19 protein-coding genes, 1 tRNA gene, 1 rRNA gene and 2 pseudogenes are annotated in these 20,993 nt (G+C 70.8%); 13 read left to right on the top strand and 10 right to left on the bottom strand.

Going from position 1 to position 20,993, the window contains the following annotated elements:
• The first annotated feature begins 260 nt into the window (after positions 1–260).
• Positions 261–1,214 carry an NAD(P)/FAD-dependent oxidoreductase gene (locus J7E91_RS34540; RefSeq protein ID WP_308377558.1) on the top strand — a complete coding sequence of 318 codons (954 nt, stop codon included), beginning with the start codon at positions 261–263 and terminating at the stop codon, positions 1,212–1,214.
• 207 nt (positions 1,215–1,421) lie between these two features.
• Here the strand turns inward: J7E91_RS34540 and J7E91_RS34535 are convergent, their stop codons facing one another.
• The gene (locus J7E91_RS34535) at positions 1,422–1,748 is read right to left on the bottom strand and encodes a hypothetical protein (RefSeq protein ID WP_214911245.1); all 327 of its coding nucleotides are present in this window, start codon (positions 1,746–1,748) and stop codon (positions 1,422–1,424) included.
• Between the two features lie 151 nt (positions 1,749–1,899).
• On the opposite strand from J7E91_RS34535, the gene J7E91_RS34530 reads away from it, so the two are divergent.
• The 6 genes from J7E91_RS34530 to J7E91_RS34505 all read left to right on the top strand — a co-directional run bounded on the left by J7E91_RS34530 (position 1,900) and on the right by J7E91_RS34505 (position 8,895).
• Positions 1,900–4,767, top strand: a complete 2,868-nt coding sequence (locus J7E91_RS34530) for a BTAD domain-containing putative transcriptional regulator (protein ID WP_214911243.1) — start codon at positions 1,900–1,902, stop codon at positions 4,765–4,767.
• Positions 4,768–5,019: 252 nt separating this feature from the next.
• Complete coding sequence (locus tag J7E91_RS34525; RefSeq protein ID WP_214911241.1) at positions 5,020–6,870, top strand: sensor histidine kinase KdpD; 1,851 nt, start codon at positions 5,020–5,022, stop codon at positions 6,868–6,870.
• Positions 6,871–6,937: 67 nt separating this feature from the next.
• Positions 6,938–7,372, top strand: coding sequence for a roadblock/LC7 domain-containing protein (locus J7E91_RS34520; RefSeq protein ID WP_214911239.1), 435 nt, complete (start codon positions 6,938–6,940; stop codon positions 7,370–7,372).
• Positions 7,372–7,746, top strand: coding sequence for a DUF742 domain-containing protein (locus J7E91_RS34515; protein ID WP_214911237.1), 375 nt, complete (start codon positions 7,372–7,374; stop codon positions 7,744–7,746). The genes J7E91_RS34520 and J7E91_RS34515 overlap by 1 nt, the downstream gene beginning before the upstream one ends.
• Positions 7,724–8,329 carry an ATP/GTP-binding protein gene (locus tag J7E91_RS34510; RefSeq protein ID WP_214911235.1) on the top strand — a complete coding sequence of 202 codons (606 nt, stop codon included), beginning with the start codon at positions 7,724–7,726 and terminating at the stop codon, positions 8,327–8,329. The genes J7E91_RS34515 and J7E91_RS34510 overlap by 23 nt, the downstream gene beginning before the upstream one ends.
• A complete protein-coding gene (locus tag J7E91_RS34505; RefSeq protein ID WP_214911233.1) occupies positions 8,326–8,895 on the top strand; it encodes a GAF domain-containing protein in 570 nt (189 codons plus the stop codon). Before J7E91_RS34510 ends, J7E91_RS34505 begins: the two co-directional genes overlap by 4 nt.
• A 4-nt stretch (positions 8,896–8,899) precedes the next feature.
• On the opposite strand, the pseudogene J7E91_RS34500 reads toward J7E91_RS34505, so the two are convergent.
• Positions 8,900–9,766 (bottom strand): annotated as a pseudogene (locus J7E91_RS34500) (hypothetical protein); the annotation flags it as partial.
• A gap of 300 nt (positions 9,767–10,066) precedes the next feature.
• Between J7E91_RS34500 and J7E91_RS34495 the strand changes: the two are divergent.
• A complete protein-coding gene (locus J7E91_RS34495; protein WP_214911231.1) occupies positions 10,067–10,993 on the top strand; it encodes an alpha/beta fold hydrolase in 927 nt (308 codons plus the stop codon).
• Between the two features lie 81 nt (positions 10,994–11,074).
• Positions 11,075–11,151, top strand: a tRNA-Pro gene (locus J7E91_RS34490).
• A 79-nt stretch (positions 11,152–11,230) separates the two neighbouring features.
• On the opposite strand, the gene J7E91_RS34485 is transcribed toward J7E91_RS34490, so the two are convergent.
• The 4 genes from J7E91_RS34485 to J7E91_RS34470 are packed head-to-tail and all read right to left on the bottom strand — an operon-like array spanning position 11,231 to position 13,780.
• Positions 11,231–12,001, bottom strand: a complete 771-nt coding sequence (locus tag J7E91_RS34485) for a metallophosphoesterase (protein WP_214911229.1) — start codon at positions 11,999–12,001, stop codon at positions 11,231–11,233.
• Positions 11,998–12,252: a hypothetical protein gene (locus J7E91_RS34480; protein ID WP_214911227.1), complete on the bottom strand. Its 255-nt coding sequence runs from the start codon at positions 12,250–12,252 to the stop codon at positions 11,998–12,000. The genes J7E91_RS34485 and J7E91_RS34480 overlap by 4 nt, the downstream gene beginning before the upstream one ends.
• The gene (locus tag J7E91_RS34475) at positions 12,249–12,956 is read right to left on the bottom strand and encodes a nucleotidyltransferase family protein (protein ID WP_374224827.1); all 708 of its coding nucleotides are present in this window, start codon (positions 12,954–12,956) and stop codon (positions 12,249–12,251) included. The genes J7E91_RS34480 and J7E91_RS34475 overlap by 4 nt, the downstream gene beginning before the upstream one ends.
• Before the next feature lie 20 nt (positions 12,957–12,976).
• Positions 12,977–13,780 (bottom strand): VOC family protein, encoded by an 804-nt coding sequence (locus J7E91_RS34470; RefSeq protein ID WP_214911225.1) that lies wholly within the window; start codon positions 13,778–13,780, stop codon positions 12,977–12,979.
• A 283-nt stretch (positions 13,781–14,063) separates the two neighbouring features.
• Between J7E91_RS34470 and J7E91_RS34465 the strand changes: the two genes are divergently transcribed.
• The gene (locus J7E91_RS34465; protein WP_214911223.1) at positions 14,064–14,393 is read left to right on the top strand and encodes a plasmid stabilization protein; all 330 of its coding nucleotides are present in this window, start codon (positions 14,064–14,066) and stop codon (positions 14,391–14,393) included.
• Positions 14,394–14,419: 26 nt separating this feature from the next.
• Here J7E91_RS34465 and J7E91_RS34460 read toward each other — a convergent pair whose 3' ends face one another.
• The 3 genes and pseudogenes from J7E91_RS34460 to J7E91_RS36600 form a co-directional block, all read right to left on the bottom strand.
• Positions 14,420–15,970 (bottom strand): FAD-dependent oxidoreductase, encoded by a 1,551-nt coding sequence (locus tag J7E91_RS34460; RefSeq protein ID WP_214911221.1) that lies wholly within the window; start codon positions 15,968–15,970, stop codon positions 14,420–14,422.
• A 102-nt stretch (positions 15,971–16,072) separates the two neighbouring features.
• Positions 16,073–16,186, bottom strand: a pseudogene (locus J7E91_RS37480) (DUF6766 family protein); the annotation flags it as partial.
• A gap of 120 nt (positions 16,187–16,306) precedes the next feature.
• On the bottom strand, positions 16,307–16,513 hold the full coding sequence (locus J7E91_RS36600; protein WP_251016703.1) for a hypothetical protein: 207 nt from the start codon (positions 16,511–16,513) through the stop codon (positions 16,307–16,309).
• A gap of 408 nt (positions 16,514–16,921) precedes the next feature.
• Here J7E91_RS36600 and J7E91_RS34445 point away from each other — a divergent pair, with 408 nt between their 5' ends.
• Together J7E91_RS34445 and J7E91_RS34440 are read left to right on the top strand one after the other, a co-directional pair.
• The gene (locus J7E91_RS34445) at positions 16,922–18,331 is read left to right on the top strand and encodes an NADP-dependent succinic semialdehyde dehydrogenase (RefSeq protein WP_214911217.1); all 1,410 of its coding nucleotides are present in this window, start codon (positions 16,922–16,924) and stop codon (positions 18,329–18,331) included.
• Positions 18,332–18,479: 148 nt separating this feature from the next.
• Positions 18,480–18,998, top strand: coding sequence for a GNAT family N-acetyltransferase (locus J7E91_RS34440; RefSeq protein WP_214911214.1), 519 nt, complete (start codon positions 18,480–18,482; stop codon positions 18,996–18,998).
• Here J7E91_RS34440 and J7E91_RS34435 read toward each other — a convergent pair.
• Positions 18,985–20,127, bottom strand: coding sequence for a PP2C family protein-serine/threonine phosphatase (locus tag J7E91_RS34435; RefSeq protein WP_214911212.1), 1,143 nt, complete (start codon positions 20,125–20,127; stop codon positions 18,985–18,987). The two genes, J7E91_RS34440 and J7E91_RS34435, sit on opposite strands and share 14 nt — an antisense overlap.
• Positions 20,128–20,894: 767 nt before the next feature.
• Between J7E91_RS34435 and J7E91_RS34430 the strand changes: the two genes are divergently transcribed.
• Positions 20,895–20,993, top strand: a 16S ribosomal RNA gene (locus J7E91_RS34430); the annotation flags it as partial.

Genomic DNA, 20,993 nt, shown 5'->3' with positions numbered 1-20,993 from the left:
GGTTCCTGCGGAGGCGGACCAGTTTTCCGACCAGGCTGCACAGTTCGAATGCCCGCTGTGCCGAAAGCTCACAGAGGACACGGAGCCGGGTGAATGACGACCTTGCTGGTTCGGCAAGAGTAGTGGCGGTTTCCGGCGGGCGGCGCGCACGGTGGGCCCATGACTGCATCGAAGGTTTCTGACGAACTGGACGTCCTGGTGGTAAGAGGGGTGTTGCCGGGCTGTCGGGGGCGTTGACCCTGGCGCGTGCCCGTCGTTCCGTGCTGGTTGTCGATTCCGGTGAACCGCGGAGCGCGCCTGCTGCGGCGGCGCACGGTTTGCTGTCCCGGGACGGCATTCCGCCGCTCGAGCTGTTGCGCCTCGGCCGGGAGGAGGTTGTCGGCTACGGCGGGCAGATCGTCTCCGACCGGGCGGTGTCCGCACGGCCCGTGGAGGGCGGCTTCGTCGTCGAGACCGGGAGCGGTCCCACCTTCCGGGCGCGGCGTCTGCTGGTGACGACGGGCCTGGTCGATGAGCTCCCGGAGGTGCCGGGACTGCGGGAGCGTTGGGGGCGCGACGTACTGCACTGCCCGTACTGCCATGGCTGGGAGGTCCGCGACACCCCGATCGGTGTGCTCGGCGGCAGTCCGGCTTCTGTGCATCAGGCGCTGCTGTTCCGGCAGTGGTCGCGGCAGGTGACACTGTTCCTGCACACCGGCGCAGACTTGACCGAGGAGCAGAGGGAGCGTCTGGCCGCGCGCGGGATCGCCGTGGTCGACGGCGAGGTGACCGGTCTGGCCGTGGTGGACGACCGACTGGCCGGGGTCCGGCTGGCGTCGGGCCGGCAGGTTCCGGTGGAGGCTTTGGCGGTCGCGCCGCGGTTCGTGGCGCGCGGCGAGCTGCTCGCCGGCCTCGGTCTGGGCACGACGGAGCACCCCATGGGCGTGGGGGCGTACGTCGCCTCGGACGCCGGCGGGCTGACGGAGGTGGCGGGCGTCTGGGTGGCGGGCAACGTCACCGACTTGATGGGCGGCGTCGCGGCCGCGCAGGCGGCCGGTGTGCAGGCCGCAGCGGCGATCAACGCCGATCTGGTGAACGCGGACACCGACGCCGCCGTGGCCCGCCGCAAGTCAGCCGCCTCCGGGGGTCCTTTCAGTGCGGCCGGTGAGGCCGACGTCAGCACGCGGGTACTGGGTGAGCGCCGCCATGGTCTCGCATCGCATCTGCGCTCCTAGGGAGCGCGTTTGAGGCGCGGCCTTGGAAGGCGGGGTGGTGTGAGGACCGCTCCGGCCACGGCCAGCTGCCGTGCGCGACGCCGAAGGGGCCGCGGAAGGGCGGCGAGGACTGGGCGCTGGTGTCTGCTCGGCCTCGCCGCCTTCCGTTCCCCCGCCCCGCGACCCCCTGACCCCCGTCCCCGCCCCCGGGCCCCCCGTTCCTGCGAACTAGCCGATGAAGATGTCGTAGTCCACGATCGTCGTGCCGCTCGGGCACTTGGCGTACGAGCCCCGCCGGTCACCCAGCCACGGCGCATTGCCGGGAGCCAGCCTGCTCTGCGTGCAGTACAGGACCAACTGGTACCTGGTGGGGCCGTTCCCGTCGCAGAACACCCGCGCCGACGTAGTGGTCCTGGACATCCAGCTGCACCCGGCCGCCGCGCTCGCCGTCGGCCGCACGCTCTCGGGGGCAGCCGCTGCCGTCGCCGGCACCGCCGCCATCGCGCTGCCCATCACGCCGATCACGGCGGCTGCGCGGGCCACACTCTTGATCATCTGCTTTCCCTCCGTTGTGGTGACTGGACACGCCCATCGTGCGGGCGGGTCATTGCGTAGACCGGGAGTGATCCTTGAACGATGTCTTGGATATTCCTTGAGTCCACGCCCTGCGCTGCGAAGACTGGGTCCGACAGCAGGGGGGAGCGCCATGCAGGCCGCGGAGTTCTGCGTGCTCGGCGGGGTCCGGGCTCACGTGCGGGGCCGGGACGTCGACCTCGGTCATGCCCGGCAGCGTCACGTGCTGGTTGTGCTGCTCGTCGAGGCCAACCGGCCCGTTTCCCTGGACCAACTGCTTGACCGGGTCTGGGGGGAGAGAGCTCCACGCTCCGCCGTTACCACGCTGTACAGCTATCTGTCCCGGCTGCGACGGGCGCTGTCCACGACGGAGTTACGCCTGGTGCGCCGTCCCGGGGGATACACCGCGGAGACGGACCCCGACGCCGTGGATCTGCACCGCTTCCGTGCCCTGGTCCACCGGGCCCGCGGGGCGTCGGACCAAGTGGCAGCAGACCTGCTCCAGGAGGCGCTGCGGTTATGGGCCGGTGAGGCGTTCCCTGCCGCGGACACACCATGGTTCACCCATCTCCGGGAAGTCCTGACGTCCGAACGCCAGGCGGCCGAACTGGACCTCAACGACGTACTCCTGCGGCAGGGGCGCGAGTCGGAGGTACTGCCGCAGCTGATCTCCGGAGTGTCCACGCACCCCTTCGACGAACGACTGGCCGGACAGCTGATGCTGGCGCTGCACAGGCAGGGCCGTACGGTTCGGGCGCTCGAGCACTACCAAGTACTCCGGCAGAACCTTGACGAGGAACTGGGCCTCACCCCCGGCGCATCGCTGCAGCGGCTTCACCAGGAGCTCCTCCGGGCGGGACCGGCCGGACCGCCGCCCGCCGCCCCGGCCTCCGTACCCACCGAGGCGTCGACCGCCGCGCCACGGCCACCGGTCGCACCGCCCCGCCAACTCCCCCTCGCCCCCGTCGGCTTCATCAGCCGTCATTGGGAACTGGACGAGCTGGCCGACCTCCTCGTCCCGCGCCGGCCGGAGCCGGGACCGCGCCCAGGTCCGGCGCCGGCGCCGGCGCCGGAGTCGGAGCCGGGGCGCATCGTGGTCATCTCGGCGGCGGGCGGAGTCGGCAAGAGCTGGCCGGCCGTCCGCTGGGCCCACGATCACGCCGACCGCTTCCCCGACAGCCAGCTCTATGTGGATCTACGCGGCTTCGACCCCGCCGGGGAGCCGATGTCACCGGTCGAGGCCCTGCGCGGATTCCTCGACGCGCTTGGGGTGCCGCCCGGCGCCGTCCCGGAAGACCCCCAGGCCCAAGGCGGCCTCTACCGCAGCCTGCTCGCGGACAAGCGGATCCTGGTCGTACTGGACGACGCCCACGACGCTCAGCAGGTCGTCCCCCTCCTGCCAGGGAAAGGCCAGTGCGCCGTACTGATCACCAGCCGCAACCGGCTCACCCCCCTGCTGGTCACCCACGGCGCTGTGACCGTCTCACCCACCCCCTTCCACTCGTCGCAGGCCCGCGAACTGCTCGCCCACCGCCTGGACTCCAGCCGGCTCGACGCCGAGCCGCAGGCCGTCGCGGCCATCGTCGATTACTGCGCGGGCCTCCCGCTCGCGCTGAGCCTGATGGCCGCCCGTGTCGCGTCGCACCCGCAGTTCCCCCTCGCCGCCCTGGCCGACGAACTCGCAGACGCGTCGAGCCGCCTCGACGTGCTGGACGCCGGCGGTATGACGGTGAGTCTGCGGACGGTACTCGCCACATCGCACCGAGCCCTCAGCAGCTCCGCCGGCCGGCTCTTCGCGCTGCTGGGACTGGTGACGAGCACGGACATCGGCCTGGACGCCGCCACAAGTCTCGCCGGCATCACCCGCAGCCGTGCGAGGACACTGCTCGCCGAGCTGGAAGCCGCACACCTCGTCCAGCAGCACCGGCCCGGCCGATACCGGATGCACGACCTCGCCCAGCTGTACGCCGGTGAACTGGCCGCCCTGGACCGCGCTCAGGAGAACGCCGAGGCCCGGGCGCGACTGATCGACTTCTACCTCCACACCGCGTTCGCAGCCAACCTGCTCCTCGACGGCCCCCACACCCCCTTCCGGCCCGATCCGGAGCCACCGGCCCAGGGATGCGCGCCCCTCGCGCCCGCGAACACCACGGACGCCCTGCGGTGGTTCACCGAGGAGCACGCCTGCCTCCTCGCGGCCCAGGAATCAGCCCTGACCGCCGGCCTGCCGACCCAGGCCGTGCAGCTCGCCTGGGCCCTGATCTCGTACCAGCTGGGGTCACATCACCTGGAGGAGTACTCCCGTGTCTGGCACACGGCTCTGGCAGCGGCCGAACAGCAGCCGGAGAATGTCCTCCCGCGGGTGCTCGCCCACTGGCGGCTGGGGCACTTCCACGGCCTGAGCGGACGTCGCTCCGAAGCGCTGGACCACCTGCACGGTGCTCTGGACCTGTCGGAGGCGGCCGGTGATCCGACGGCTCAGGCGCACATCTGCCGTACGCTCGGCAGGCTCTGGGAGATGAACGGCGACGACCGGAAGGCCCTTTCGTACGCCACCCGCGCGCTGCGGCTCTACCAGACGCTGGACAACCCGATCTGGCAGGCGAACCAGTTCAACGCGGTCGGCTGGATGCACGCCCAGCTCGGTGCGTACGACGAAGCACGCGACCACTGCGAGCGGGCGCACGGACTCTTCCTGAAACACGGACGTCCCGGCGACGAGGCGTCCACGCTCGACAGCCTCGGCTACATCGCCCACCTCACCGGCGACCACGCCGCGGCCCTGGACTACTACCGGCAGGCGCTGGCGCAGTTCCGGACACTCGGCAACGGCTACGACGAGGCCGACACCCTGGCCAGGATCGCCGAATCGCACCGCGCCCTGAACCGGCCGGACGAGGCCCGCGCCGCCTGGGCGCAAGCTCTCGTCCTCTATCGCGAGCAGGAGCGGGAGGCCGAAATCAGCCACGCCGAGGAAGCGCTCGGAGGCCCGGCAGGATGAGCTGATCTCGACCGTTACGAAGGGGAGACGCGGGTGCCGTCTGCTTTTCGGTCTGTAGTACGACGCGTCATACCAGAGCGGGACGCCGTGCGGGCAAGTTTGGCAACTGCGCGTCGATCATGAAAGGTTGCCGACTACTGTGAGTGCCCGGTGATCAACATGGGGCCACATCCCCCAAGTTGAGCCCAGACCGACAGTGGTCGAACAGACGCAGTAAGCCGATCCCTGGGGCCCCACGTACCGAGGACACTGATGTCTCAACTTCGCGCACCCGCCGCGCGTGCAGACCGCCGTGAGGGCGGGCGGCACGGACGGCCGGGCGCCCGGCCTCTTCCCGTACAGCCGATGCCCGACGTCCACATACGCCCCCAGATACTGCGCGCCGCCGTACTCCCGGCCGTCGTCGTCGCCCTCAGCGGCGCCGCCGCCGTGCTGTTCACCCTCCGCGCCACCGCCGCCGAGCCGACGCGCAACTTATGGGTCGCGCTCGCCGGGGCCGGTGCCCTCGTCATCGTGTCGCTGGCGGCAGCCGTCGTGGGCGCGGACCGGGCCGCCAAGACCGTGCTGGACCGCTGCAACGCACTGCGCAGGGCCACCGCGCGCGGGCAGGCCGACCTGCGCGCGGTGGTCGAGCAGCTGCGGCGTGGCGAGGGGCCGCCCGCCCGGCGTACGCCGCCCCCCGGAACGCAGGACGGCGACGAATTCGACCGGCTGGAACTGGACATGGCGCGCGCGCACGACGCCGCCGTGGGCGCCGTCGTACAGGCATCGCAGCTGTCCAGCAGCGCGGGTACGGACCAGAAGGTCGAGGTCTTCGTCAACCTGGCCCGCCGGCTCCAGTCGCTCGTACACCGGGAGATCCAACTGCTCGACGAGCTGGAGAACGACGTCGAGGACCCCGAGCTGCTCAAGGGTCTTTTCCACGTCGACCATCTCGCCACCCGCGTCCGCAGGCACGCGGAGAACCTCGCCGTCCTCGGCGGCGCGGTCTCCCGCCGCCAGTGGAGCAACCCGGTGACCATGACCGAGGTACTGCGCTCCTCGATCGCCGAGGTCGAGCAGTACTCACGCGTCAAACTGGTGCCGCCCATCGACGGCACCCTGCGCGGCCACGCCGTCGCCGACGTCATCCACCTCCTCGCCGAACTCGTCGAGAACGCCACGGTGTTCTCCGCCCCGCACACCACCGTGCTGCTCCGCGCCCAGCACGTCAGCGCGGGCCTGGCCGTCGAAGTCGAGGACCGGGGCCTGGGCATGCCCGTCACCGAGCAGAACAAGATGAACGCCCTGCTGCGCGACCCGGAGAACGTCAACGTCGGCCGCCTTCTCCAGGACGGTCGCATCGGCCTCTTCGTGGTGTCGGCACTGGCCCGCAGGCACGGCATCACGGTCCGTCTCCAGGCCAACATCTACGGCGGTGTACAGGCCGTACTCGTCCTGCCGCAGGTGCTGCTGGGCGGAGAGGACCAGGACGGTCCCGGCCGGACGGCGGCCGCCGGGGCCCGGCACGCGGTCCCGGCCCCTGCGGCGCCGACGGGGAGCGCGTCCCCCGTCACGTCCCCCCACGTGCCCGCACCGGCTGACCACGGCAGGAGTCACGCGCCCCTGCCCGTGCGCGGCGCGCGGGAGGACCGGCCCACCCCGGCCGCCGCCCGCCCGGGCATCGACCGCGCCACGCGCCCCGGTCTCTCCTCAGAACCGGCCCACACCCAGGTCCAGCCGCGCGCCGCCGGATACGTACGCGACACCACGAGCCGCCCCAGCCTGCCCAGGCGCCGCAGCCAGGAAAATCTGGTGCCCCAGCTCAGAGAAGCCCCCGCCGCGCGCCAGGACGACGAATACCCCGCCCTTCACGACCCGGGTCTGATGGCGGCCTTCCAGCGAGGCATCGGCCTGGCGGAGGCCCAGCCGGACCCGCACCCCGTACCCCACCCCGCACCGCCCCTTGTCCCGCACCAGGACCAGGCGCTGGACCCCGCCACTACCCCGGCAGTCGCACCCGCGCCCGCCCCCGGAGCCGCGCTCGCGCCCGCCCCGGCCCCCCGCCCGGCTCCGGAGCACCATCCGCAGTCGTACCCCCTGCGCGAGGGCGACGCCGGCTGACGACTGCCTCCGCCCTCCCGCTCCCTCCCCACCCTTCCACCGCAGTACCCCAAGGAGTAGATGCACCATGGCGAGTGATGCGCCGACCGGCCAAGTGACGGATCTCGACTGGCTGTTGAGCGGGCTGGTCCAGCGTGTTCCCTTCACACGCAACGCGGTTCTGCTCTCCTCCGACGGTCTGGTGAAGTCGGTCCACGGCCTCGACAACGACAGCGCCGACCACATGGCCGCCCTCGCCTCCGGCCTGTACTCGCTCGGCCGCAGCGCGGGCGCCCGCTTCGGCGACGGCGGCGAGGTACGCCAGGTCGTCGTGGAGCTCGACTCCACCCTCCTCTTCGTCTCCACCGCGGGCTCAGGCACCTGCCTCGCCGTACTCGCGGGCCGCGAGGCCGACGCGGCGGTGCTGGGTTACGAGATGGCGATGCTCGTCAAGAGCGTACGGCCGTACCTCGTCACACCGGCCAGGCAGCGGGCGGGCGTACCGAGCGCCACGGGACGCTGATGGGGCCGCTCCCGCAGGACGGGCCGTGGCTCGACGACGCGGCCGGCCGGCTCATCCGCCCCTACACGGTGAGCGACGGCCGCACCCGCCCCACGACGGACCTCGACCTGCTGTCCATGGTGCGGGTCACCGGGGTGGAGCCCCTCATGCACATCGGCCCCGAGCACGCCCAGGCCCTCGGCCTGTGCGCACACCCCACCTCGGTGGCGGAGATCGCGGCGTACCTGCGGCTTCCCGTGGTCGTCACCAAGGTGCTGCTTTCCGACCTGGTCGACTGCGGAGCGCTCACCACCCACGCGCCCCGCTTCGACGACCAGCCCAACGACCTCACCCTGCTGGAGGCAGTGCTCGATGGCCTACGACGACGGCTCTGACCTGTTTCCCACCGCGCTCAAGATCCTTGTCGCCGGCGGGTTCGGCGTCGGTAAGACGACCTTCGTGGGCGCGGTCAGCGAGATCGCACCACTGAGTACCGAAGAACTGCTCACCCAGGTGAGCGTGGGGACCGACAGCCTGGAAGGCGTCGAGGACAAGGCCACGACGACCGTCGCCATGGACTTCGGCCGGATGACCCTCGACGAGCAGCACGTGCTGTACCTCTTCGGCACACCCGGCCAGGAACGCTTCTGGTTCATGTGGGACGAACTCTCCAAGGGCGCCCTGGGCGCCGTCGTGCTCGCCGACACCCGCCGCCTCCAGGACAGCTTCGCGGCCCTGGACTTCTTCGAGCGACGCGGCATCGAATTCGTCGTGGCCGTCAACGAGTTCGACGGCGCGCACCGCTACGCACCGGAAGAGGTACGGGCCGCCCTCGACCTCCCGCAAGAGGTCCCGGTCGTGCTGTGCGACGCACGTATCGCCAGCTCAGGGATCAAGACGCTGGTCACCCTCGTCCGGCACCTGCTCACCATCACCCCGGCCGCACCGGGCCACGGAAACCACGGAGCACCCACATGACATACGACCGGATCGGCCAACTGCTGCTCACCCCCGTCGACCCGGAGGCACCCGCGCGCGTCCGGAGGCTGCATCAGCTCGGAATCGGCGACCGGGCCGTGCCCGCCTTCGACACGTTCGCCGACCGGCTCGCGGAGGTGACCGGAGCGCCGTACTCCATGGTCAACTTCATTGATGAGAACCGGCAGTTCTTCGCCGGACTGCACACCCCGACCGGGACACACAGCGGCACCGACCTGGGCGCGGCCGCCGCCACGAGCCGCATCGGCCGCTTCCTCGCCCGCGATCACGGGTACTGCCCGCATGTCGTCGCGCGGCGCAAGGCACTTGTCCTGGACGACGTGTGCGACTACCCGCGGTTCGCGGGCAACCCGGTCGTCGACGAGATCGGCATCCGGTCGTACATGGGGGCTCCCGTCATCGACCGTACGGACATCCTGCTCGGCACGGTCTGTGCCGTCGACACCGAGCCGAGGCGGTGGGGGCGGGCGGGCCTGGAGACGATCAAGGCGATGGCCGCGGAGCTGGCGGAACTGATCCGCCGCCGCGAGGACGGCGCCGTCTGACCGGTCATACGTCCGTGACCGTGCCGTCGGGGAAGGTCAGCCGGACCACCGGTCCGTCCAGGACCTCGACGGTGACGGAGTCGCGCAGCGCCCGGGGACGGACCGTGTCACGGGACAGGGCGATCAGGGACACGTGCACGCTGTGCCCGCCCGGATGGGCTCCGAGCCGCAGGTACGGCGTCGCTGAGTGCGGGCCGTACGCGTTGGCCTGTACGTCGCGCGAGACCCCGGCCGCCTCCTCCGCATCCCAGCCGTGCAGGGCGACGACCGCACTGGTGAGGCCGTCCGCCGTACGGACCAGGGCCCACCCGGGGCCGGTCTCCGCCCGCGGGCGTTCCGTCGCCGCCACCGCGTGGCCGCCCTCGCGTACGCCCGCGCCCTCCGGCGGGTGCACCCGTACCTCCCACGGCCCGAACAGCACACTGGTCGTGTCGACGCGGAACTCGCGCTCGTCGCCCGGAAGTCGCGCGTGGTGCCAGGAGGACGCGGTACGGCCCGCGCAGGTGCCCGGGTGGATCCGGCGCCGGCGGGAGGGGGCGCCGTCGGCGGGTGCGAGGAGGGCGAGGTGGTTGTCGACGGCACGCGACCAGGCGTGCGGAGCCGCGTCGGGCGCCGTCGCCGAGGAGTAGCCGAGCTTCGCGTAGTGCGGGTCGTCCTCGGCGTCGCCGGTGAGTGGATTGTGGTCACTGCCGTGGTTGACGAGGCGCACGATGCCGTCGTGGCGGGTGCCGTGGAGCAGCCGGCCGGGGGCGGGGAGCGCGGTGTACTGGTCGGACTCCTCGACCGGGAGCGGCAGTTCGCGCTCGGTCGACGTGGGGTGGTCCGCGGGCAGGAGCAGGCCGAGGAACCCCTTGCTCGCCCAATAAGGGGAGGTGCGGGTAGGGGGCGGGCATGGGGGGGCTCCTCGGGAGTGCGGGTGGGGGAGTGGGGCCGGGATCGTGCGCCTGCGGCGGGCTTGTTCCCCACCCCGCCCCTTCCCGAACGGGGGCAAGCCCCGGACCCCGGGTCCCAGACCCCGGACGCCCTTCGTCACCATCCACGGCCACGGGCGGCCCCTCGTAGGGGCAACGGGCCGGCGCCGGTCCGGTGTGAGGCGCTCTCCCTTGGGGAGGGTCAGCCCCAGTACCCCGACCGAGCACAGACACCAGCAGACACCCAGGAGGCGTGCCCGATGAGCACCGCACACCGCACGGGAACGGCGACCGCAGGCGACGGCGCACAGATCGCCGCGTACACCTGGCTGCCGGACAACGGCAGGCCCCGCGCCCTCGTCCAGATCGCCCACGGCGCGGCCGAACACGCCCTGCGCTACGACCGCTTTGCCCAGCATCTGGTCTCCCGCGGCTACGGGGTGATCGCCTCCGACCACCGCGGCCACGGTGCGACCGCCGCCGCCACCGGTGGCTACGGCGTGGCCGGCGAGAACAGCTGGCGGGCGATCGTCGACGACCTCAAGGCGGTCGGCGACCAGGCCAGGGCGCTGCACCCCGGCCTGCCGGTCGTGCTGCTCGGCCACAGCCTCGGCTCCATGCTCGCCCGCGACTACGCGCAGGAGTACCCGGACGGCCTGGCCGGCCTCATCCTCTCCGGCACCTTCCGTACGCTCCCGGGAGCCGAGCTGCAGGAGTCGATCACCGGTCTGGAGGCGGAGATCGCGCAGCACGGACGCGCGGCGATTTCCTCGTACATCCCCACCCTCTTCGCCTCCTTCAACGACCCGTACCCGCACCGCACGGGCTTCGAGTGGCTCTCGCGCGACGAAGCCGAGGTGGACGCGTACGCGGCGGACGAGCGGTGCGGCTTCGCGTTCAGCGCGGGCCTCGCACTGGACTGGGTGCACGCGGTCCGCAAGATCAACGACCCGCGGAATCTCGCCCGTATCCCCGCCGACCTGCCCGTCCACATCGCCGTCGGCACACAGGACCCCTGCAACCAGGGGATGACCCTCGTCTACGAACTCCTGGAGGACTTCCGCTACCTCGGCACCGAGGACCTCACCTGGAAGGGATACGAGGGCGCCCGCCACGAGATCCTCAACGAGACCAACCGGGACGAGGTCCAGGACGATCTGACCGCCTGGCTCGACAAGCGGGTCTGAAAGCGGTTCGTGACCACCGGCCCAAGTGCGGTATTGTTCTCAAGCGCGTTCAGCCAGGGAAACCCCAGGCCGCACGGGCACCGGGACGTGGCGCAGCTTGGTAGCGCACTTGACTGGGGGTCAAGGGGTCGCAGGTTCAAATCCTGTCGTCCCGACCAGCGTTTCTTCGCAGGTCGGAGGTCGTATCGGAGCAATCCGATACGACCTTTTCCGTTTCCCGGGGCCGGGACCAGCGGGTCATTCGGCCGCGACAGGGACGCTGTCGGCGGCGGTGCCGACAGCGGTGTGAACCGCCAGGTGGTAGACGGCGAAGGCGCGGTCGATCACCGGCTGGGCGACATTGCGCACGCGCACTCCGCCGCTGGTCATCCCGTGCTCGGTGCCCAGATGCGCGTGGCCGTGGACCGCGAGGTCGGCCCCGGACTCGTCCATCGCCTCGGCCAGCAGATAGCTGCCCAGGAACGGGAAGATCTCCGGCGGCTCACCCGCGAGGGTGTCCGGCACCGGCGCGAAGTGCGTCAACGCGATGCGTACGGCGCAATCGCGCTCCTTCAGCCCGTCCAGGGAACGCCGCAGGCCCTCGGCGCACCGCCGGGTGTACCGGATGAACTCCTTCATCTCCGGTTCGCCGAACTCGCCACCGCTGCGGCCGGCGAACCCGCCGCCGAAGCCCTTGGTCCCGGCGACACCGACCCGTACACCGCCGATGTCGAGCACGGTCCCCTGGCCCTCCAGCACGGTCACGCCCGCCTCGGCGAGCACCGCCGTCACCTCGTCCTGCTGGTCACTGTGGTAGTCGTGGTTGCCGAGGACGGCCACCACCGGCACGTCGAGCCCGGCCACCTCTTGGGCGACCACCCGCGCCTCCCCGGCCGTGCCGTGCCGCGTCAGGTCCCCTGCGAGCAGCAGCACGTCCGCGGAGTCCCTGATGGTTTCGAACGCGGGCCGGAGCACCCCCGCACTGTCCAGCCCCAGATGAATGTCGCCGACGGCCGCGATCCGGATCACGCGAGCTCCTCGGGGTGGTCGGGGGCGGTCGCGGAGACCACGATCAGGTCCTCATGCAGGGGCAGCCCGGCCAGTTCGTCCTTGGCCATGCGCAGGATCTCGTCCCGGCAGGCGGCACTGGAGACGGTGCCGGCGATCAGCACGCTGTTTCCGCGCAGCTCTATCCGTACGCCCATCTCGGCGTAGTCCCCACTGGCCAGATGCTCCCGCAGATGGGCGATGCGGTACTCGGCGGCGGATGTGTCGTTCACGGCCCTGCCTCCCGCGGGTCGATGACGTGCAGACGTTCGAGAAGGTAGAGAAACGCGTCCGGCATGGGCGAGTCCTGATGCTCGCGGCGCAGGCGGGCCCAGTCGATCTTCTCCCGCAGCGTCCGTGCGATGGGCAGTACGGCCCCGAAGTCGCAGTGGTGCTCCGAGAAGGCGTGGAGCTGGCTGCCCATGAGATCGGTGGGCGACAGCACGGGCATGTGAACGGAGTCCACCGGAAGGGTCTGCGCCCGGCTCAGCAGCTCCCTGGTCACCGGCTGCCGGGCGAGTTCGAAGATCAGGTCGATCTCCTCGCCGTGACTGCGCGCTTTGATCAGCCAGTCCTCCGGCGGGACACGCACCTCGATCCCGGCGGCCTCCAGAGCCTCGGTCACCGCCTCCGCGTCCTCGCGCAGGATGCAGAAGTCGGCGTCGTGCTGGAAGCTGGCCGGCACCCCGTGGGCGTACGCCGCGACGCTCCCGACCAGGGCGAACGGGAACCCGCTGCTCTTGAGCCTGGCCGCCACATGCTTGGTGGCCTCCAGAATCGCCTGCGTGCGGTCCGGCGGCAGCGGCCAGGTGCCCTGCGACGCTCCGGCGAGCGGCCCGACGGGCCCGCTGTCCACAGCTCGCCCCGCCGTCAGCCGCAGACCGGCCGGCTCGGGCCGGCTGCCGGGCTGAGGGGCCTCTTGTGAGTAACCGCGCACGGGTGCACCTTCCTCGTCGCCTATCCGGGCCCTGCGCTGGTGACGGTGAACAACGCGCCGTCCGGGTCGCGCAGTGTCGTCTCCGTGCCGTACGCGGTGGGACCGTGTCCGAGGGCCGTGCCGCCGTGGCGGAGCGCTGCCTCGACCGTGGCTTCGACGTCGGGCACGGGGAAGTGGGCGTGCCACCGGGGCTGGATCAGGGGATCGGGGGCGGTGTCGACGGCGCCGGAGCTCAGCCGCGCCAGGATCTGCCCGTCCTGCAGCAGTACGACTTCGTCCTCCTGGTACTCGACCTCGCAGCAGCCGGGCCGGCCACTGGCCCATTCGAGGACCTGCCCGTAGAAGATCGCCGCGTCGAACGCGTCCCGGGTTCGCAGACGCAGCCACACGGGTGCGTTCTTGCGCCAGACGTGCCAGTCGGAGAAGAGCTGCCCCTCCCAGATGCCGAAAACGGCCCCGTCACGGTCCGCCGCGATGGCGCCGCGGCCGGTCGCGAACCGCAGCGGCCCCACGGCGACGGTGGCGCTTCGCTCACGGATCCGGCTCGCGGTGTCGTCCACACTGGCGACGGCGAAGTAGGGCGTCCAGGTGACAGGCGCCCGCAGGGCGGTGTCGAGGGACCCGATTCCGGCGACGGGGTCACCGTCGAGCAGAGCGATGCTGAAACCGCGACCGAGCCCGGCGCGCCGGAATTCCCAGCCCAGCACCGCGCCGTAGAAGGCCTGGGCGGGCTCCAGGTCGCGCGCCATCAGAGTGATCCAGCACGGAGCGCCGAAGATCTCGTGGCTCGAAGTTCTACCGGTGGCCGTCGTTTCCATTTCCATCGCACGTGTCCAGGTCGAATGGGGGCATGTGAGGCCAGTTTCGTAATCCATCCTGCCCCCGGGGGGCCGCACTGGCGAACCGCGTGAACACCCGGAGCAGGCTGACGATCATGGAGTTGTGTGTCGGATCCCGTGCTTGGAGGGTACTCGTCGCGCGCTTCGGGAAGCGGGCGACAGGAGTGACGCGGTACTGCGTTTGCGGAGAGATCACACCGGACGCAGGGTGGGCGGAGGCTGCCCATCGCGAGCAGCGGACCACTGATTCACGTTCGAAGGAGTAGCAATGCCCAAGGGTTCGAGCTCCAAGCGGGAACGTCAGTACGAGCACATCAAGGAAAGCGCCGAAGAGCGCGGCGCGGGCACCAAGCGGGCCAAGGAAATGGCCGCGCGGACGGTCAACAAGGAGCGGGCGCGCTCCGGCGAGTCCAGGACGGCGAGCAGGAGCTCGACCCAGGACAGGTCCTCCTCCAAGCGCGGCGGACAGCGTTCCGGGAGCAGCGGCTCGGAGGGACAGACGTACGACGAGCTGTACGCGGAGGCACGGCGCCGCAACATCCAGGGACGCTCGTCGATGAACAAATCCGAACTCAAGCGCTCGCTCGGACAGTCCTGACCGACCAGTCCTGACCGACGCGGCCCTCAGCCGCGCGGCTCACCCGGCTCGCGGGGCTCCAGAGGCCGGGTGGCGGGGCCGTGCAGCACCGCACCGTCCGTCCCGAAGCGCGATCCGTGACAAGGACATTCCCAGACCTTCTCGGCGTCGTTGAACTGCACCAGGCACCCGAGGTGCGTACAGCGGGCCGATACGACGCGGGCCTCGCCGGACTCGTCGCGGTACACCGCACAGCGGTGCCCCTCAAGGCGGACGACCGCGCCGCTGCCCGGCGGGACCTCGTCCATCGAGTCGACGTGACCGGTGTGCAGACGGTCGCCCACGAAGTGCCGGGCGACTGCGGTCTGGAACTTCGCCACCTCCGCCGTCTCCCGCACCTGGGGCAGGCGGCGCGGATCGTACAGATCCGTCCACGCGGGGCGCGGTCCGCCCACGATATGGGCGGCGAGCAGGCGGCCGGTCATCACGCCGTTGCTCATGCCCCAGCCGCCGAACCCCGTCGCCACGAACACGTGCTGGGTGCCCGGGTGCGCGTATCCGACGTACGGCAGATGGTCGCTGGAGTCGTTGTCCTGCGCCGCCCAGCGGTACGCCAGCTCCGCCTCCGCGAAGCCCGGCATCCGTTCGCGCGCCCAGGCGTCCAGCCGGGCGAACCGCTCCCGTACGCCGCCCGCACCCGGCTCGAACTTCTCGCCCGTGACGATCAGCAGCCGCCGATCCTCGTCGTACGGCGCACTGCGCACCGAACGCACCCGGTCGGCCGGGCTCATGTACATGCCTTTCGGCGCGTCACCGGCAGGCACCGGCGCCGCGAGCACCAGCTCCCGTCTCGGCTTCAGCCGGGTGAACAGGAGCGTGCGGTCGAACACCGGGTAATGCGTCGCGATGACGGCGTCGCGCACCGTGACCATCAGCCCGCTCTCGGTCGACAGCCGGCAACGCGCACCGTCGTGGAGCCCGGTGACGCGGGTGCGTTCATGGACGCGTCCGCCCGCAGCGGTGATCCGCTCGGCGAGAGCCACCAGAAACCTCCGCGGGTGGAACTGCAGCTGCCGCTGCACCCGCACCGCTCCGGCCACCGGGAAGGGCAGCTCCGTGTCGGCCACGAACGACGCGTCGAGGCCGGCCCGCCGGGCGGCCGCCGCCTCGTCCCTGAGCTCGTCCGCCCGCCGGGGATCTTCCAGATACGTGCAGGCGGCCGCGCGCTCCAGGTCGGCGTCGATGCCCAGCTCCTCGCAGAGTGCCGCCGTACGTTCGACGGCGTCCTGCTGCGAGAGCGCGTACAGCGCGGCGTTGTCGGCGCCGTGCGTGGCCTCCAGCCGGGCGTACCCCAGACCGTGCAGCGCCGTCAGCTTGGCCGTGGTGTAGCCGGTCACTCCGGCGGCGATCCTGTCCGCCTCCAGGAGTACGACGTCCAGGCCCGCCCGGACCAGCTCCCAGGCGGTGCACAGGCCCGCGATGCCGCCGCCGATGACGGCGACATCAGCGGTCAGGTCCGTGTCCGGCGGCGAAAATCGGGTGCCGGGGACAGTAGCCATCCAGTACGACTCGTCGACGGTCGGACGCTCTGCAGCCATGGCTTTCGGCTTCCCCTTCTGCGGCCCGGATAACGGCCGCGCCGAAGCCGCGGAACGGCGCGCAGGTCAGCCCTCGACACCCGTGGAGGCATGGGGCGAGCCGACGGGCTTGGACTCCGGTGAGCCGCGCTGCAGCAGCCACACGGTGCCGAAGACGTAGAGGAAGAACTGCAGGAACTCCGACTGCAGAAAGCCGCCACCGAACGCCAGCGTCAGGCTGTTTTCCCGTACGAAGCGGGGGAGCGCGCTCACCGGTGCGTCACCCCGATCACGATGGCGTAGGCCAGGCCGCCGAACACCACGAGAAGGCACAGCGTGAACATCAGCCGCACCGCCTCACCCGCCCTTCAGGTCGCACCGGTACGGAACCTCCGACTCGGGCCGGGGCTCGCAGCCCGCCGCGACGACCTTCCAGCCGTCCGGGAAGGACGACAGGAAGAGCGTGTCGGAGTCGAGCACGACACGCGCCTGACCGCCGTACACGTCCACCCGGCGCACCTCACGCGCCGACGGCAGTCCCAGGTCCACAGGGCCGGCGGGCACCGGGACCTCGCTGTTTTCTCCAGCTCCTCCCGGGTACCGGGAGCCAGGCCGTCGCATCCCGACAGGACCCGCCCTCCACGCAGGTTCTCCTCGAAACGCAGAGCGGCCGCCGCCGCGGCGTCTTCCCGCACGCCGACGGAGGAACAGCCCGAGAGAGCGAGCAATGCCAATCCCGCGAACACACCAGCACCCACACCCCCAGCGCGCACCGCGGCAACCACCTCCCGCCCCCGGTTCCCGGGAAGGGTCCGAGGGAGTCCCAGGAGCCTTCCACTGTGCTTCCCCCGGACGCGCCGCACCCGGCGGGACTTCCACCTGACAGGTGAAGCAAACGGGGCACCCGCCGCGTTGCGGGACCGCCCGTACCGCGCAAGTGTCGAAAAGACCGAGTCCGAGGAGGACGGCAGCATGCCCATCGCCACGGTGAATCCCGCCACCGGAGAGACCCTCAAGACATTCGACGCGCTCGGAGCCGAAGAGATCGAGCGGCGCCTGGCACTCGCCGCCAACGCCTTCGCGCAGTACCGCACCACCGGCTTCGACCGGCGGGCGGAACTCCTGAACCGCGCCGCCGACCTGCTGGACGAGGACCGGCAGGACATCGCCCGCACCATGACCGCCGAAATGGGCAAGCCCATCACGGCCGCCCGCGCGGAGGCGGCCAAATGCGCGAAAGCGATGCGCTGGTACGCCGAGAACGCCCGGGAACTCCTGGCCGACGAGTACCCGTCCGCCGACGACGTGACGGACTCCGGGGCGTCCCGCGCCATCGTCCGCTACCGCCCGCTCGGCGTCGTCCTGGCCGTGATGCCGTGGAACTTCCCGCTCTGGCAGGTCGTACGCTTCGCCGCCCCCGCACTCATGGCCGGCAACGTGGGCCTGCTCAAGCACGCGTCGAACGTTCCGCAGACCGCCCTCTACCTGGAGGACCTCTTCCGCCGCGCCGGATTCCCCGAAGGGTGCTTCCAGACGCTGCTCATCGGATCCGGCGCCGTCGAGAACATCCTGCGCGACCCCAGGGTGGCCGCCGCGACGCTCACCGGCAGCGAGCCGGCCGGACGCTCCGTCGCGGCCGTCGCCGGGGACGAGGTGAAGCGGACCGTTCTGGAGCTCGGCGGCAGCGACCCCTTCGTGGTCATGCCGTCGGCCGACATCGAGCGGGCCGCCCGGACTGCCGTGACGGCACGGGTGCAGAACAACGGCCAGTCCTGCATCGCCGCAAAGCGTTTCATCGTCCACACCGATGTCTACGACGACTTCTGCGAGCGCTTCACCGCCGGAATGCGGGAACTGACCGTCGGTGACCCGATGCAGGAATCCACCGACGTAGGACCGCTCGCCAGCGAACAGGGACGTACCGACCTCGAAGAGCTCGTCGACGACGCACTGCGCCTCGGTGCCACGGCGCGGTGCGGAGCACAGCGGCCGGAGAAGCGGGACCAGGGCTGGTTCTACGAGCCCACCGTCCTCACCGGAATCACGGACGGCATGCGCATCCACCACGAGGAGGCCTTCGGCCCCGTGGCCACGGTCTACCGGGTGTCCGGTCTCGACGAGGCGGTGACCCTCGCCAACGACTCGCCCTTCGGGCTGAGCTCCAATGTGTGGACGCGCGACGACGGGGAAGTCGAGCGGTTCGTGAGGGACCTGGACGCCGGCGGCGTCTTCGTCAACGGCATGACAGCCTCCCACCCCGCGCTGCCCTTCGGCGGAGTGAAGCGCTCGGGCTACGGCCGGGAGCTGTCGGGCCACGGCATCCGCGAGTTCTGCAACGTCACCACGGTGTGGCACGCCGCCGAACCGGCCGACAAGACCTGACCCCGACGGCCCCGTGACCGACCCCCGGCACCGGCGGACCCGGCCGAACTGCCGCGCCGCCACCTCCCGGACCGCACGGATCTGCCGGAAGCCACCGACTGGACGTAGGGCCTGTGACGGCCGGGCGGCCGGCGCTAGCGTGCCGCGTATGGAGAAGACCCTGTACGGCGCCCAGGTCGTGTTGCGCCCGGCCACGCCGGACGACATCCCCGTACTCGTCGGCATCCGCGCCGAACCCGAGGTGCGGGCGATCTGGCGAGGCGGCGACGACCTGGTGGCGGCGGTCACCCAGGACCTCGCCGATCCGGACGTCACCACCCTGGTGATCGTGTACGAGGGCCGTACGGCCGGCGCCATCCAGTGGGGCGCCGAGCAGGACCCGGACTACCGTCACGCCAACATCGACATCTACCTGGACCCCGCGGTGCACGGCCGCGGCCTGGGCACGGACGCGGTACGTACGCTCGCCCACCACCTGATCACCGGCCTCGGCCACCACCGCATCGTGATCGACCCGGCAGCGGACAATGCCGCCGCCATCCGCTGCTACACCAAGGCCGGTTTCCGCCCCGTCGGCATCATGCGCGACTACGAGCGCGGCCCGGACGGCACCTGGCACGACGGGCTGCTCATGGACCTGCTGGCCGCCGACCTCACGACGGCGTGAGCGCGCCGGGCGCCTGAGGGCTGTGACGGACGAGGGCCAGAGCGGCGGCGTCGTCGCGCAGCCTCCCGCCGGCGGCGTGCCTGGAAACCTCGGCGAGCAACGCCTCGGTGAGGGCCTGCGGACACGGGCCGAAGTCCTGCCCTGTCACCGCGGTCTCGAGGTCGAAGAAGTCACGGTCGCCGTTACGGGCCTCTGTGACGCCGTCGGTCACCATCAGCAGCGAGGTACCAGGGGCAAGCGTGTGCGTGTCCACCCGCAGGGGCTCGTCCTGGGCGAACTCGAAATAGCCCAGCGGACAACCGGGCCACAGGCTCAGTTCCCGGGAGTGTTCCGGAGAGACGAGGATCGGCGGCACGTGCCCGCAGTTGACGAGCTCAAGAGTGCCGTCCGGGTCCGCCTGCAGCAGCAGAGCCGTCGCATACCGGTCGTCACCGCTGGCGCCCTGACGGCGACGCAGCGAGAGGTCCATGCGCCGGGCCACGGCGGCAAGGTCGGGCTCGTCGTACGCCGCCTCACGGAAGGCACCCAGCAGCGTCACCGTGGCGTCCACGGCCGGGAGCCCCTTGCCGCACACGTCCCCCAGCACAAGGCGCAGCCCGTAAGGCGTCTGGAGCGCGTCGTAGAAGTCACCGCCGACCCGGGCCTCCGCCTCGGCGGCACGGTAGAAACCCGCCAGACGGTAGCCCTTCGTCGCCTGCGGCAAGGGCCGCAGCACCGCGCGCTGAACCCCGCCCGCCAGGGAACGTACGTGATCCAGGGTGCGCTCCCTGGCCTCCCGCGCGACGGCGGCGGCAATGCCCGCGACGGTGACCACCACGATGGCGATCGTCACCATCGGCAGGGCCGAGCCGCCCAGGGGCGTGCTGCCCCAGCGCAGCACCGTCTGCGTCGCGGCGGCCAGGACCCCGAAACCGAGGATCCCCAGCCACCGGTGAGCGATGGCCGCCAGTGCGGGAACGGCGGCGAGCACCGGCCCGACCGAGACGTCCGGTCCCGTCAGCAGCGCCAGGACCAGCGCCGCGGACCACACCAGCCAGGGCATCGCCGCCGCCAGTGTGCTGCCGCGCGGAGAAAGGGCCGCCGGGACGCACACGGGCAGCAGCGAACGAAGCAGACGGTCCGACGGCATACCCGGGGGCCTCTCGAAAGTGGACGACCCGTCCATCGTGACGGGCGCCAGGTACCCCTCGCCAGTGGAACTTGTGCCGGTACGTACCCGTACGTGCCCGTACGCCCGTGCCCGTGCGCCCACGGAGGCTCGTCCTCGCGGCCAAGTCGACCAGCAGGGGCGGGGACTGTCCGGCAGTTTCGCGACATGGTCGTCGGCCCCGGTGGGCCGGTTTGACTCGCGGGTGGTGGATCCGTAATGTTCTCCGAGCTGTCGCGGAGCCGGAACGGTTCTGCGGCTGCCACTACGTCGCGAGAGCGGCATTCCCAAACCCAGCACGTTTCCCGGTCCGGGAGAATTTCGGCATGCCGGAATTCATTCGACAGGCTCGATTATGAGCCGCCCGGGAAATCCGCTAGAGTTCGGGACGTCGGAACGGCCCAACAGCCGGAAAGACAAAGACACACCCCGCCGCCGAGGAAGTCGGACACGAAAGAGTCTGATAGAGTCGGAAACACGAAATACCGAACGAAAGCCCGGAGGAAAGCCCGCGAGGGTGAGTACAAAGGAAGCGTCCGTTCCTTGAGAACTCAACAGCGTGCCAAAAGTCAACGCCAGATATGTTGATACCCCGGCCCACCTTTGGTGGGTTGGTGGTTCCTTTGAAAAGTCCTGGTCGTCACTTGTGACGGTCAGGCGAACACAGCGAGGACGCTGAGAACAGCGGACCATATTCCGGTCCGATCTGTTCCGCTCTTTCGTGGTGCTAGCTCGATTACGAGCAAACATTCATGGAGAGTTTGATCCTGGCTCAGGACGAACGCTGGCGGCGTGCTTAACACATGCAAGTCGAACGATGAAGCCCTTCGGGGTGGTTTAGTGGCGAA

This window comes from Streptomyces sp. ISL-99, from assembly GCF_018614005.1.
Classification (GTDB): Bacteria; Actinomycetota; Actinomycetes; order Streptomycetales; family Streptomycetaceae; genus Streptomyces; species Streptomyces flavidovirens.
Note: the sequence above shows the minus strand (reverse complement) of the source record. Positions and strands in the feature narration are given on the sequence as shown.